13 protein-coding genes and 1 pseudogene are annotated in these 13,580 nt (G+C 63.2%); 10 read left to right on the top strand and 4 right to left on the bottom strand.

The window, feature by feature from the left end; translation table 11 throughout:
* The first annotated feature begins 127 nt into the window (after positions 1–127).
* From KI241_RS19135 to araH, 3 genes are all read left to right on the top strand, one after another.
* The gene (locus tag KI241_RS19135; protein ID WP_042730316.1) at positions 128–1,132 is read left to right on the top strand and encodes a substrate-binding domain-containing protein; all 1,005 of its coding nucleotides are present in this window, start codon (positions 128–130) and stop codon (positions 1,130–1,132) included.
* 66 nt (positions 1,133–1,198) lie between these two features.
* On the top strand, positions 1,199–2,743 hold the full coding sequence (araG, locus tag KI241_RS19130) for an L-arabinose ABC transporter ATP-binding protein AraG (RefSeq protein WP_042730315.1): 1,545 nt from the start codon (positions 1,199–1,201) through the stop codon (positions 2,741–2,743).
* Between the two features lie 9 nt (positions 2,744–2,752).
* Positions 2,753–3,721 (top strand): L-arabinose ABC transporter permease AraH, encoded by a 969-nt coding sequence (gene araH, locus KI241_RS19125; protein WP_042730314.1) that lies wholly within the window; start codon positions 2,753–2,755, stop codon positions 3,719–3,721.
* 156 nt (positions 3,722–3,877) lie between these two features.
* Here the strand turns inward: araH and KI241_RS19120 are convergent, their stop codons facing one another.
* Together KI241_RS19120 and KI241_RS19115 are read right to left on the bottom strand one after the other, a co-directional pair.
* A complete protein-coding gene (locus KI241_RS19120; RefSeq protein ID WP_042730313.1) occupies positions 3,878–4,258 on the bottom strand; it encodes a Rho termination factor N-terminal domain-containing protein in 381 nt (126 codons plus the stop codon).
* 32 nt (positions 4,259–4,290) lie between these two features.
* Entirely contained in the window at positions 4,291–4,638 is a 348-nt protein-coding gene (locus KI241_RS19115) for a hypothetical protein (protein WP_042730312.1), read from the bottom strand.
* 188 nt (positions 4,639–4,826) lie between these two features.
* On the opposite strand from KI241_RS19115, the pseudogene KI241_RS19110 reads away from it, so the two are divergent.
* Positions 4,827–5,308 (top strand): annotated as a pseudogene (locus KI241_RS19110) (GNAT family N-acetyltransferase).
* A 5-nt stretch (positions 5,309–5,313) separates the two neighbouring features.
* Here KI241_RS19110 and KI241_RS19105 read toward each other — a convergent pair.
* Positions 5,314–5,946, bottom strand: a complete 633-nt coding sequence (locus KI241_RS19105; RefSeq protein ID WP_123578329.1) for a glutathione S-transferase family protein — start codon at positions 5,944–5,946, stop codon at positions 5,314–5,316.
* Between the two features lie 188 nt (positions 5,947–6,134).
* Between KI241_RS19105 and KI241_RS19100 the strand changes: the two genes are divergently transcribed.
* The 5 genes from KI241_RS19100 (at position 6,135) to KI241_RS19080 (ending at position 11,317) form a co-directional block, all read left to right on the top strand.
* A complete protein-coding gene (locus KI241_RS19100; protein WP_123578328.1) occupies positions 6,135–7,118 on the top strand; it encodes a 2-dehydro-3-deoxygalactonokinase in 984 nt (327 codons plus the stop codon).
* A gap of 19 nt (positions 7,119–7,137) precedes the next feature.
* Positions 7,138–7,758 (top strand): 2-dehydro-3-deoxy-6-phosphogalactonate aldolase, encoded by a 621-nt coding sequence (locus KI241_RS19095; protein WP_123578327.1) that lies wholly within the window; start codon positions 7,138–7,140, stop codon positions 7,756–7,758.
* Positions 7,759–7,807: 49 nt separating this feature from the next.
* Positions 7,808–8,956: a galactonate dehydratase gene (dgoD, locus tag KI241_RS19090; RefSeq protein WP_042732129.1), complete on the top strand. Its 1,149-nt coding sequence runs from the start codon at positions 7,808–7,810 to the stop codon at positions 8,954–8,956.
* Positions 8,957–9,143: 187 nt separating this feature from the next.
* Positions 9,144–10,454 (top strand): MFS transporter, encoded by a 1,311-nt coding sequence (locus tag KI241_RS19085; RefSeq protein WP_042732128.1) that lies wholly within the window; start codon positions 9,144–9,146, stop codon positions 10,452–10,454.
* Between the two features lie 59 nt (positions 10,455–10,513).
* A complete protein-coding gene (locus KI241_RS19080) occupies positions 10,514–11,317 on the top strand; it encodes an IclR family transcriptional regulator (protein WP_042732127.1) in 804 nt (267 codons plus the stop codon).
* Positions 11,318–11,372: 55 nt separating this feature from the next.
* Here the strand turns inward: KI241_RS19080 and KI241_RS19075 are convergent, their stop codons facing one another.
* Entirely contained in the window at positions 11,373–12,425 is a 1,053-nt protein-coding gene (locus tag KI241_RS19075) for an NAD(P)-dependent alcohol dehydrogenase (RefSeq protein ID WP_047736413.1), read from the bottom strand.
* A 179-nt stretch (positions 12,426–12,604) separates the two neighbouring features.
* Here KI241_RS19075 and KI241_RS19070 point away from each other — a divergent pair, with 179 nt between their 5' ends.
* The gene (locus tag KI241_RS19070; protein WP_212802880.1) at positions 12,605–13,495 is read left to right on the top strand and encodes an AraC family transcriptional regulator; all 891 of its coding nucleotides are present in this window, start codon (positions 12,605–12,607) and stop codon (positions 13,493–13,495) included.
* Positions 13,496–13,580 lie beyond the last annotated feature (85 nt).

The raw sequence follows: 13,580 nt of genomic DNA, 5'->3' as shown, positions 1-13,580 counted from the left end.
ACGATATGACTATTTAGGCCTATGCTGTGTAGCAACGTGCTGTAACCGCCCAGCCTGCGTTTTTTCACCGACGGTGGAGCAGGGCCCTGGACGTCTGGCTTTCAATAAAAAAAACAAGGAGTCAACTATGAAGCATCGTCGTGGGATCCGTTCCCTGTGCCGCGCCGCCCTGGCGGTTACCGCGGTCAGCCTCAGCAGCAGCTTGCTGGCGGCTGATCCCGTGAAAATCGGTTTCCTGGTCAAGCAGGCCGAGGAGCCTTGGTTCCAGACCGAATGGGCGTTCGCCGAGAAGGCGAGCAAGGATAAAGGCTTCGAACTGATCAAGATCGCCGTGCCCGATGGCGAGAAAACCCTTTCGGCCATCGACAGCCTGGCCGCCAACGGCGCCAAGGGTTTCGTGATCTGCCCGCCGGACGTGTCCCTCGGCCCGGCCATCATGGCCAAGGCCAAGCTCAACGACCTCAAGGTCATTGCCGTCGACGACCGTTTCGTCGACGCCAGCGGCAAGTTCATGGAAGACGTCCCGTACCTGGGCATGGCCGCGTTCGAAGTAGGCCAGAAGCAGGGCGCCGCCATGGCTGCCGAAGCGAAAAAACGTAACTGGGACTGGAAGGACACCTACGCGGTGATCAACACCTTCAACGAGCTGGACACCGGTAAGAAGCGCACCGACGGTTCGGTCGATGCGTTGAAGAAGGCCGGGATGCCGCAAGACCATATCCTCTTTTCGGCGCTCAAGACCCTCGACGTACCAGGCAGCATGGACTCCACCAACTCCGCCCTGGTGAAACTGCCCAGCGGCGCGAAGAACCTGATCATCGGCGGCATGAACGACAACACCGTGCTGGGCGGCGTGCGCGCCACCGAAAGCGCCGGCTTCAAGGCGGCGAACGTGATCGGGATCGGTATCAACGGCACCGACGCCATTGGCGAGCTGAAGAAACCCGACAGCGGCTTCTTTGGGTCGATGCTGCCAAGCCCGCACATCGAAGGCTACAAGACCGCCGAGATGATGTACGAGTGGATCACCACCGGCAAGGAACCGCCGAAGTACACCGCAATGGACGAGGTGACGCTGATCACCCGCGAGAACTTCAAGCAGGAGCTGGAAAAAATCGGCCTGTGGAACTGACGGTCGGTTGATTCAAGAGTGGCCCTGGTAACGGGGCCGCTTGATCTCTGTGAGTTCGAGGTGGTTATGCAAGCGCAAACAGCGACACAACAACACAACATCGGCGGCAGCTTGCGGTTCAACGGGATCGGCAAATCCTTTCCCGGCGTGCAGGCGCTGGCCAACATCAGTTTCGTCGCGCATCCGGGTCAGGTCCATGCCTTGATGGGCGAGAACGGCGCGGGCAAGTCCACGTTGCTGAAGATCCTCGGCGGCGCCTACATCCCGAGCAGCGGCGAGCTGCAGATCGGCGAGCAGACGATGGCCTTCAAATCCACCGCCGACAGCATCGCCAGCGGCGTGGCGGTGATTCACCAGGAGTTGCACCTGGTGCCGGAAATGACCGTCGCCGAGAACCTGTTCCTCGGCCATCTGCCGGCTCGCTTCGGCCTGGTCAACCGTGGGTTGTTGCGCCAGCAGGCGCTGAACCTGCTCAAGGGCCTGGCCGACGAAATCGACCCGCACGAAAAGGTCGGCCGCCTGTCCCTCGGCCAGCGCCAATTGGTGGAAATCGCCAAGGCGCTGTCCCGTGGCGCCCATGTCATCGCCTTCGACGAACCCACCAGCAGCCTGTCGGCGCGGGAGATCGACCGGTTGATGGCGATCATCGCGCGCCTGCGGGATGAGGGCAAAGTGGTGCTGTATGTCAGCCACCGCATGGAAGAGGTGTTCCGTATCTGCAACGCGGTGACGGTGTTCAAGGACGGTCGCTACGTGCGCACCTTCGAGAACATGGGCGAGCTGACCCATGACCAGTTGGTCACCTGCATGGTCGGCCGCGATATCCAGGACATCTACGATTACCGTGCGCGCGAGCGCGGCGAAGTGGCGTTGCAGGTCGAGCGCCTGCTCGGGCCGGGGCTGCGCGAGCCGGTGAGTTTCCAGGTGCACAAGGGTGAAATCCTCGGCCTGTTCGGGTTGGTGGGGGCCGGTCGCACCGAGCTCCTGCGCTTGCTGAGCGGTCTGGAGCGCCAGACCGAAGGGCGCCTGGTCCTGCATGGCCAGGAACTGACACTGCGTTCGCCCCGGGACGCCATCGGTGCCGGCGTGCTGCTTTGCCCGGAAGACCGCAAGAAGGAAGGCATCATGCCCCTGGCGAGCGTGGGCGAGAACATCAACATCAGCGCCCGTAGCGCCCATTCCACCCTGGGGTGCCTGTTGCGCGGCGATTGGGAGCGGGGCAACGCCGACAAACAGATCAAGGCGTTGAAAGTGAAGACCCCGACGGCGGGGCAGAAAATCATGTACCTGTCCGGCGGCAACCAGCAGAAGGCGATTCTCGGTCGCTGGCTGTCGATGCCGATGAAGGTGTTGTTGCTGGACGAGCCGACCCGCGGCATCGACATCGGCGCCAAGGCCGAGATCTACCAGATTATCCACAACCTGGCGGCCGACGGCATCGCGGTGATCGTGGTGTCCAGCGACCTGATGGAAGTGATGGGTATTTCCGACCGGATCCTGGTGCTCTGCGAAGGGGCCATGCGTGGCGAGCTGCCGCGCGACCAGGCCAATGAATCCAACCTGCTGCAACTGGCGCTGCCACGCCAACGCGTTGCCGACGCGGCGAACTGAGAGGTAATCATGACCATTCAAAACAATGCACTGCCAACGGCGCGCAAACCCCTGGATATGCGACGTTTCCTCGACGATTGGGCCATGTTGCTGGCGGCCATCGGGGTCTTCGTGCTCTGCACGCTGTTGATCGACAACTTCCTGTCGCCCTTGAACATGCGCGGCCTGGGCCTGGCGATTTCAACCACCGGCATCGCCGCTTGCACCATGTTGTATTGCCTGGCCTCCGGGCACTTCGACCTGTCGGTCGGCTCGGTGATCGCCTGTGCCGGCGTGGTCGCGGCCGTGGTGATGCGCGACACCGACAGCGTGTTGCTGGGCGTCGGCGCGGCGCTGGTGATGGGGCTGATCGTCGGCCTGATCAACGGCATCGTCATCGCCAAGCTGCGGGTCAATGCGTTGATCACCACGCTGGCGACGATGCAGATCGTCCGCGGCCTGGCCTACATCTTCGCCAACGGTAAAGCGGTGGGCGTGTCCCAGGAAGCGTTCTTCGTGTACGGCAACGGCCAGTTGTTCGGCGTGCCGGTGCCGATCCTGATCACCATTGCCTGTTTCCTGTTTTTTGGCTGGCTGCTGAACTACACCACCTATGGGCGCAACACCATGGCCATCGGCGGCAACCAGGAAGCGGCGTTGCTGGCGGGGGTGAACGTTGATCGCACCAAGATCATCATTTTCGCCGTGCACGGTGTGATCGGCGCCCTGGCCGGGGTGATCCTGGCCTCGCGCATGACCTCGGGGCAACCGATGATCGGCCAGGGCTTCGAGCTGACCGTGATTTCGGCCTGCGTCCTGGGTGGAGTGTCGCTCAGCGGTGGTATCGGCATGATCCGCCACGTGATTGCCGGCGTGCTGATCCTGGCGATCATCGAAAACGCGATGAACCTGAAGAACATCGACACCTTCTACCAATACGTCATCCGCGGCTCGATCCTGTTGCTGGCGGTGGTGATCGACCGCCTGAAACAGCGCTGAACCCTGCGGCGGCCGGGCGGGCCCCTTCGCGGGCAAGCCCGGCTCCCACAGTGGCTGCGGTGGTGGGTGATTTTGTGGTGGGTGCGAATCTTGTGCCGGCCTGGGCTTTGTGGGAGCGAGCTTGCTCGCGAAGGCGTCATCCCTGACGCTCAACCATCACCCAGCCTTGCGCAACGCCTCGACCAGTTCCTGCTTGCGCATCTTCGAACGCCCGGGGATGTTTTTCGCCCGGGCTTCCTTCATCAGGCTGTCCACCGTTTGCGTCTGGTGGGAGGCCTTGCTGCTGCGCGGATGGCCTTCGCGGGTCTTGGCGGCGCGGCGGGCGGACGCCTTGCGATCGGTTTTCTTCTGCGCCACCGGCTTGTCCTTCCCCGAGCCGCCGGCGCGCTCACCTCCGCCCGATTGCTTGTTCACCGTCGCCCAGGCCCGGGCCTCGGCCTTCTCTTCGGACAAGCCTTTCTTCTCGTAGCTTTCCTCGATGTGCTCGGCCTTGCGCTTTTGCTCGGCGGTGTACTTGTCTTTGCTTCCACGAGGCATGGGACCTTCCTCCTCCGGTGTGTGAGCCGCGCTTACTGGCTGGCGCCGCCGCCTTCGGAACCCGAACCCCCGGTGGTGGTTTTTGAGCCCACGCCGGTCCCGGCGTTGTCGGGGGCGGTGGCGTCCGGGGTATTCATCCCGCCCTGACGCCCCATGTCATTGCCCTGCACGCGCGGGTCGGTGCCGGTGGCCGGAGGCTGACCATTGTTCAAGGTGCCGCCGCCGGTTCCGTCGGTGTTCAACTTGGGCAGCCCTTGGGTGGCCGGGGAGTTGGGCGCCTGCACGGGGTCGGTCGGCCCGGTGCCGGAAGTGGTCGCCGCGAACGCCGCCGAGGACAGCAGCGTGGCGAGGGTAAATGCAGTCAGCCTTGAAGTGATCATGGTGTCGCCTCCATTTTTTTGAATGCTTGCCTGATCTTGGGCCTTGGCGGTTCGAGGTTGGTGCCTGGAGGGCGACGAATGGCGCATTGGAAAACCGCCTGTCTATCTGCCAGAAGCTGGACGCTGCCCGTGACGAGCGCGACGTAGCGGCTTAGTATGGCGTTTTCAATTGGCTACAAGGCCTGTCCATGTCGATCGAGATCCGTCCCGCGCAACCCAGCGATGCGCCGCAAATCCTTGCCTTCATCACCGAATTGGCCGATTACGAAAAGGCTCGTCACGAAGTCATCGCCAGTGTGGCCGACATCGAGCGCAGCCTGTTCAGCGAAGGCGCGACCGCCCACGGTTTGATCTGTCTGCGCGATGGCGTGCCGATCGGTTTCGCAGTGTTTTTCTTCAGCTACTCCACCTGGCTGGGCAGCAATTGCCTGTACCTGGAGGACCTGTACATCACCCCGACCAGCGCGGCGGCGGGGCGGGCAAGACGCTGTTGCGGCATCTGGCGAAGATCGCCTGTGACAACGATTGCGGCCGTTTCGAATGGAGTGTCCTGGACTGGAACACGCCGGCCATCGAGTTCTACAAGTCCCTGGGTGCGCAGCCTCAGGAAGAATGGGTGCGCTACCGCATGGACGGCAAGGTGCTACGGGATTTCGCCCAGGGCCATTGAACGGCTCACGAGTGGTCGTTGGACGCCCACTGGGCAAATCCCGGTCGCTGCTCCAGGCGCTTGCAATACGCGGCAACGGCCGGGTAGTGCGGGCGCTCCATGGGCGCCTGGCGCCAGCGGTGCACGGATAGGCCGATGAGCACGTCGGCCAGGGAAAAATCGGCACCCGCCACGTACGCGCCGGTGCGGTTCAACTGCTGCTCCAACAGGCCCATCTTCTCATTCCAGCCCTTGATGCCTGCGGCAATGGCCGACGGGTCTTGCATCGCCGGGTTCTTGCGCACCAGCGCGTGAAACGCGTAGCCCCATGACGGGTTGAGCTCCGTCGCCTGCCAGTCCATCCACTGTTCGATCCGCGCCCGCGCAGCCGGTTCGACGGGCAGCAGATCGCTGCGTCCATGCTTGCCCACCAGGTAGCGGCAGACGGTGTTCGATTCCCAGAGCACACCATTCTCGTCAATGATCACCGGCACCTGGGCGTTGGGGTTCAGCGCCAGGAATTCCGGGTTCTGGGTCGAATTGAAGCCGATGCCCCAGTCTTCCCGGTCGTAGTCGATGGCCAGTTCCTGGCAGGTCCACAGCACCTTCCTGACGTTGATCGAAGAGGTCCGACCGAGAATTTTCAACAGTTGTCCCATTACGTTTTCCCTGAGAGTAGAGGCATCCGACGCAGAACGTAGCAGGGTCGCGGGCGGATGGCGATGGGTTTGGCGGAGGGTGGTTTTAATCCCAATATATGGGAGTGTTATTTATATATTGAGATTTTTCTGTGCTCAGGTTTATAGTCCGCCTCACTCACTGCCAAAAAACAGAACAGGTGAAGCGGATGCAGGCGCAATTGATCGCGCTCGATTGGGGGACCACCTCATTACGGGCTTACAAACTCGCTGCCGGCGGCGAGGTGCTGGAACAGCGCGCGCTGTCGTCGGGGATCATGCAATTGCCCGCCGGGCCGCGCACCGTGGCCGGTCGGCTATGCAGCGATGGTTTCGAGCTGGCGTTCGACGAGGCCTGTGGCGACTGGCTCGATGCACAGCCAGGCTTGCCAGTGATTGCCTGCGGCATGGTGGGCAGCGCCCAAGGCTGGCGCGAAGCGCCTTACTGCGACACGCCGGCCAACGTGGCCAATCTCGGACATTCCCTACAAACCGTTCGCAGTCTTCGCGGTGTCGACGTGCACATCGTGCCCGGCGTGATCCAACGTTCCCGCTTGCCCAATGTGATGCGGGGTGAAGAGACCCAGGTACTTGGTGCCCTGCACAGCCTGCCGGACGAAGCCGTGTTGATCGGCCTGCCCGGCAGCCACTCGAAATGGGTAGAAGTGGCTGCCGGCTGCATCGTGCATTTCGATACCTTCATGACCGGTGAGATCTTCGCCGTGCTCAGTGATCACAGCATTCTCGGTCGGACCCAGCAGCGGGGCGCGATGTTCGACGGCGAGGCCTTCGATCGCGGCGTGCAGGTGGCGTTGTCCACGGACGGTCAGATCGGCCCGCTGTCGACGGTGTTCAGCGCCCGTAGCCTCGGCCTGACCGGTGCACTCGGCGCCGCAGCCCAAGCGGACTACCTTTCCGGCCTGTTGATCGGCCACGAATTGACGGCGCTGGCCGCCGTGCAACGCCAGCGGCGCAACAGCGTCCACCTGCCAACGGTGGTGCTGATCGGCAATTCCCAACTCTGCGCCCGTTATCAACGAGCGCTCGACGCCTGCGGTTTTACCCGGGTGACCCTGGCCGAACAGGCCACCGAACGTGGTTTGTGGCAACTGGCCGTGGCGGCCGGGCTGCTCGATTCCACCGCATCGCGTTAACCCTGACTGGAGGTCTGACATGCTCACTCAAGCACTGGCGCACAACGGGCTGATCGCGATCCTGCGTGGTCTGCGTCCCGAAGAGGCGGCAGCCATCGGCGAAGTCCTGTACAGCGCCGGATTTCGCGTCATCGAGGTACCGCTCAATTCCCCCGAGCCGTACGAAAGTATCCGCATTCTGCGCAGTACCTTGCCCGCCGATTGCCTGATCGGGGCCGGCACCGTGCTTACGCCGGAGCAAGTGGAACAGGTCAAGGCAGCCGGCGGCCAGGTGATCGTCATGCCCCACAGCGACCCGAAAGTCTTGCGTGCGGCGAAAGTAGCAGGGTTGTACCTGTCGCCGGGGGTCGCCACGCCCACCGAAGCCTTCGCCGCACTGGCCGAAGGCGCCCATGTCCTGAAGTTGTTTCCCGCCGAGCAAATGGGCCCGGCAGTGGTCAAGGCCTGGCTTGCGGTGCTGCCGGCCGGGACCGTGCTGGTGCCGGTGGGCGGGATCACGCCGGACAACATGGCGGTGTTCGTCGAGGCCGGCGTCAAGGGCTTCGGCCTCGGTTCCGGGCTGTTCAAGCCGGGCCTGACGGCCGAGGAGGTCGCGGTGCGCGCCAAGGCCTATGTGGCCGCGTGGAATGCCCTGAACTGAAGATTTTTCCGGCGCTGCAGGCGCTGCATCCGATAAGAGAGACAACAAGATGAAAATCACCAAACTGACCACCTTCATCGTTCCGCCGCGCTGGTGCTTCCTCAAGGTCGAGACCGACGAGGGTGTCACCGGTTGGGGCGAGCCCGTGGTCGAGGGCCGTGCCCACACTGTGGCGGCAGCCGTTGAAGAATTGTCCGACTACCTGATCGGCAAAGACCCACGCAACATCGAAGACATCTGGACCGTGCTCTATCGCGGCGGCTTCTACCGCGGCGGCGCCGTGCATATGAGCGCCTTGGCCGGCATCGACCAGGCGTTGTGGGACATCAAGGGCAAGGCCCTGGGCGTGTCGGTCAGCGATTTGCTCGGAGGCCAGGTGCGCGACAAGATCCGCGTGTATTCGTGGATCGGCGGTGACCGGCCGGCGGACACCGCCCGCGCCGCCAAAGAGGCCGTGGGCCGTGGCTTCACGGCGGTGAAGATGAATGGCACCGAAGAGCTGCAATTCCTCGACACCTTCGAGAAGGTCGACCTGGCCTTGGCCAACGTCGCCGCCGTGCGCGATGCGGTCGGGCCGAACGTCGGCATCGGCGTGGATTTCCATGGTCGGGTGCACAAGCCGATGGCCAAGGTGCTGATGAAGGAACTTGACCCGTACAAGCTGATGTTCATCGAAGAGCCGGTGCTCAGTGAAAACTACGAAGCGCTCAAGGAACTGGCGCCGCTGACCAGCACGCCGATTGCCCTGGGCGAGCGGCTGTTTTCCCGTTGGGACTTCAAGCGGGTGCTCAGCGAAGGCTACGTCGACATCATCCAACCGGACGCCTCCCACGCCGGCGGCATCACCGAAACCCGCAAGATCGCCAACATGGCCGAGGCCTACGACGTGGCGCTGGCGCTGCACTGCCCGCTGGGGCCGATCGCCCTGGCGGCGTGCCTGCAACTGGACGCCGCGTGCTACAACGCGTTCATCCAGGAGCAGAGCCTGGGCATCCACTACAACGAGAGCAACGACCTGCTGGACTACATCAAGGACCCGCAGGTGTTCGACTATGACCAGGGTTTTGTGAAGATCCCCAATGGCCCGGGCCTGGGCATCGAGATCAACGAGGAGTACGTCATCGAGCGCGCGGCCATCGGCCACCGTTGGCGCAATCCGATCTGGCGGCATGCCGATGGGAGTTTTGCTGAGTGGTAACTGCCTGACACTCCGCCAATCCCTGTGGGAGCGGGCTTGCTCGCGAAGGCGGTGTGTCAGCCGCACATTCGTCAGCTGACACTCCCTCTTCGCGAGCAAGCCCGCTCCCACAGTTTGATCTCCGTAGGTCAGGAGATCGCTCATCAAGCGTCCGCCCCCTCAATAACCATAAGAAGAGGCACCTCACATGCAAGCGCACACCCTGAGCGCGCAGGCGTCGTTGGTGACGCCCAGCCGCAAGCGTTTTTTCATCATGGTCCTGCTGTTCATCACCGTGGTGATCAACTACCTGGACCGCAGCAACCTGTCGATCGCCGCTCCCGCACTGACCAGTGAACTGGGCATCGACCCGATTCATGTCGGGCTGATTTTCTCGGCATTCGGCTGGACCTACGCCGCCATGCAGATTCCTGGCGGTTGGCTGGTGGACCGCGTGCCGCCGCGCATCCTGTACAGCGTGGCGCTGTTGTTATGGTCGGCGGCCACGGTGATGCTCGGTTTCGCCGCCAGCTTCATCGCGCTGTTCGTGTTGCGCATGGCGGTCGGTGCCCTGGAAGCGCCGGCGTATCCGATCAACAGCCGCGTGGTGACCACCTGGTTTCCCGAGCGCGAGCGGGCCACGGCCATCGGTTTCTACACCTCCGGGCAGTTCGTCGGGCTGGCCTTCCTGACGCCGGTGCTGGCGTGGCTGCAACACGCTTTCGGCTGGCACATGGTGTTCGTGGTGACCGGTGCCGTGGGCATTATCTGGGCGGCGATCTGGTACGCGGTGTATCGCGAGCCACGGGACTTCAAAGGCGCCAACGCCGCCGAAATCGAGTTGATCCGCGAGGGCGGCGGGCTGGTGGACATCCAGGCCGAAACCACCCGGGCCAAGGCGAAGTTCAGTTGGGCCGACCTCGGCATCGTCCTGACCCAGCGCAAGCTGTGGGGCATCTACCTGGGGCAGTTCTGCCTGAACTCCACGTTGTGGTTCTTCCTGACCTGGTTCCCGACCTACCTGGTGAAATACCGCGGGATGGACTTCATCAAGTCTGGCTTGTTGGCGTCGTTGCCGTTCCTGGCGGCGTTTGTTGGCGTGTTGTGCTCGGGGTTTTTCTCCGACTGGCTGATCCGGCGCGGTGCCACCGTGGGGTTCGCGCGCAAGCTGCCGATCATTGGCGGGTTGCTGATCTCCACCGCGATCATCGGGGCCAACTTCGTCGAGTCGACACCGCTGGTCATCGCCTTCCTGGCCCTGGCGTTCTTCGGCAATGGCCTGGCGTCGATCACCTGGTCGTTGGTTTCCACCCTGGCGCCGGCACGCCTGCTCGGGCTGACGGGTGGGGTGTTCAACTTCATCGGCAACCTGGCGGCCATCGCCACGCCCATCGTCATCGGCTTCCTGGCCAGTGGCGATTCGTTCGCCCCGGCCATTACCTACATCGCCGTTCTGGCACTGGTTGGCGCGCTGTCCTACATTCTGCTGGTCGGGAAGGTCGAGCGCATCGAGTTGTAGTCCGACGGGGCGGGCGACCATAATGCCGCCCGTTCCCCGCTCACTGTTGAAGGCCGGTTATGCAGCAAGACGAACCAAAAACCACCAAGGACGCAGCGCCTACGGGCACCCAGACATTGCTGCGCGGCCTGGGGGTGGTCCAGGCAGTCGCCAGCGGCGCCCGTGACCTGAAGGAAATCGCCCGGCTGATCGGCACTACCCGCAGCACCACCCATCGCCTCGCCAGTTGCCTGGTGGAGGAACGTTACCTGCGCGTGGTGCCACAAGTGGGTTACCTGCTGGGGCCGAAGTTGATCGAGCTGGGTTTCCAGGCCCGGGAAGAACTGCCGCTGGTGAACCTGGCGGGGCCGTACCTGGACGAATTGTCGGCGCTCACCGGGGACACCGTGCACCTGGCGATCCGCGAAGGCGACGAGGTTTTGTACCTGCTGAAGAACCCAGGGCGCAACGGCCCGGAAATGCGCTCACGAGTGGGCCATCGCATGCCCTTGGCGCGCACCGGGATCGGCAAGGCGTTGATGCTCGATGATTCTCCGCAGATGTGGCAGCGGTTGTATGAAATCAGCCTGCCGGCCGGCGGCAAGCATCAATTCTGGCCCCAGCATCAGGAGCAATCCTGGGAGCAGTTCCAGCAACGGATGCTGGAGTACGTGGCGGGGGGCTATGCGTTCGACCTGGAAGACAACGAACCGTCGATTCGCTGCGTGGCGGCGCCGATTCGTGACGCCGGCAAACGGATTGTCGCCGGTATCAGCATCGCCAGCACCGTGCCGTACATGCCGCTGGAAAAAATGGCCGAGCTGATTCCCCTGGTCAAAGGGGTCACAGCCCGGCTTTCGGCGGAGTTGGGCGCCAAGGTCTGATGAGTGGCCGGTGTGGCTAATTCGAGTATTCGAATTAACCGTACAGGCCACTGCGTCAGGCCTTGAGCGTGGCCATGTCGATGACGAAGCGATACTTCACGTCACCGGCGATCATGCGGCTGTAGGCCTCGTTGATCTGGCGGATGTCGAGCATCTCGATGTCGCAACTGATGTTGTGTTCGGCGCAGAAGTCCAGCACTTCCTGGGTTTCAGCGATGCCACCGATCAGCGAGCCGGCCAGGGCCCGGCGACCCATGATCAAGTTGGCCGCATGCACCGGCGGATCGATCGGCTCGACCAGGCCCACCAGGATGTGCACGCCGTCGAAGCGCAGGGTACTGAGGTAGGGGTTGAGGTCGTGCTGTACCGGAATGGTGTCCAGCAGGAAGTGGAAGCGTCCGGCTGCGGCGGCCATCTGCTCGGCGTCGGTGGACACGATCACATGATCGGCACCCTGGCGACGGGCTTCTTCGGCCTTGCTGGCCGAGCGGGTGAACAACGTGACTTCCGCACCCATGGCCTTGGCGAACTTGATGCCCATGTGGCCGAGGCCGCCCATGCCCAACACGCCGACCTTGTCGCCGGCTTTCACGCCGTGGTGTTTGAGCGGGGAGTAGGTCGTGATGCCTGCGCAGAGGATCGGTGCGGCGCTGGCCAGGTCCAGCCCAGCCGGGATGCGCAGCACGAAGTGCTCCTGGACCACGATGCTGTTGGAGTAGCCACCCATGGTATGGCCGCCACTCACGCGGTCCGGGCTGGCGTAGGTCTGGGTCATACCCTGATAGCAGTATTGCTCCAGGTCGGCATGACAGGCTTCGCACTCGCGGCAGGAGTCGACCATGCAGCCTACGCCCACCACGTCGCCGACCTTATGGCGGGTCACATTCGCACCGACGGCGGTAACCTTGCCGACGATCTCGTGGCCAGGCATCAGCGGGTAGACGGCGATGCCCCACTCGTTGCGCGCCTGGTGGATGTCGGAGTGGCAGACGCCGCAGTAGAGGATTTCGATCGCCACGTCGTCGGCCCGTGGGCTGCGGCGTTCGAACTTCATAGGGGCGAGGGGCGCGGTGGGTGATTGAGCGGCGTATCCGATGGCGGTGTACATGATGGACCTCGCTAAGCAGTGAACAGTGAGGTGATCTATTCTGGGAGCCGTGGCGGCCTGCGGCGATGGCGATTCCTACGGGTGTCATGCCTAATCCTCCGACCTTGGCCGTGGATTGCTCCTATGGGGCGCCAGACCTGCGATGATGTCCTCATCCCTTTTTCCGTGAAGTTTTCCCCATGTTGCTGACTCGTCATCTCGATGCCAACGCGGCGCTGGTTTCGCTGATCGAACCCTTGGCGACCCGTGACGGCTTTATCCCTACACGTCTTGCGGGCGTGCAAGTGCTGCGGTGCAGCCAGGACATTGCCCGTGGCCCGCAGCTCTACGAACCGAGCCTGGTGATCATCGCCCAAGGCAGCAAATTGGCTTATCTGGGCCCGCGCACGCTGGAGTACGGCGCCGGGCATTACCTGATCCAGGCACTGCCGGTGCCGTTCGAGTGCGAAACCTATGCCATGCCCGATGCTCCGTTGCTCGGGATATCCGTGGCGATCGATCGGGCGCTGTTGGGCGAGTTGGTGCTGGCCATGGGGTTGATGCCGGGGCGAAGCCTCGCGGCCCAGACGCCGGAGTCCATGACCAGTGCCGTGCTCGATGGCGCCATGCGCGGCTGCGTCGAACGTCTGCTGCAATGCTTGCATGATCCGCTGGAGTGCAAGGTCATGGGCCAGGCGCGACTGCGCGAATTACTCTTCGCCGCCTTGCGCGGGCCCCAGGCCGATGTGCTCAGGGCGCTGGTGGAACAGCACGGCCAGTTCGCCCGGATTGCCGCGGCCCTGAGCCATCTGCACGCGCACTTCACCGAGCCGCTGAACGTCGAGACCCTCGCCAACTGCGCCAACATGAGTGCTTCGACGTTTCATGAGCATTTCAAGCGCAGCACGCTGCTCTCGCCGGTGCAGTACCTCAAGCGCTTGCGTTTGCTCAAGGCCCAGCGGCTGTTGCTCATCGATGGCATGGGGGTGGCGCAGGTGGCGCATCAGGTGGGGTATCAGAGCTCGTCGCAGTTCAGCCGGGAGTACAAGCGTTATTTCGAGCGCAGTCCCGGGGAAGAACGCGCCGCCTGATCCTGTGATGTTCACCTGTGGGAGCGAGCTTGCTCGCGATAGCGGCGGTTCAGCTTGCATCAATGTTGAATGGGCTGCCGTCATC

The sequence above is a fragment of the Pseudomonas sp. Cab53 genome, assembly GCF_018325965.1.
GTDB classification, from domain to species: domain Bacteria; phylum Pseudomonadota; class Gammaproteobacteria; order Pseudomonadales; family Pseudomonadaceae; genus Aquipseudomonas; species Aquipseudomonas chlororaphis_E.
Note: the sequence above shows the minus strand (reverse complement) of the source record. Positions and strands in the feature narration are given on the sequence as shown.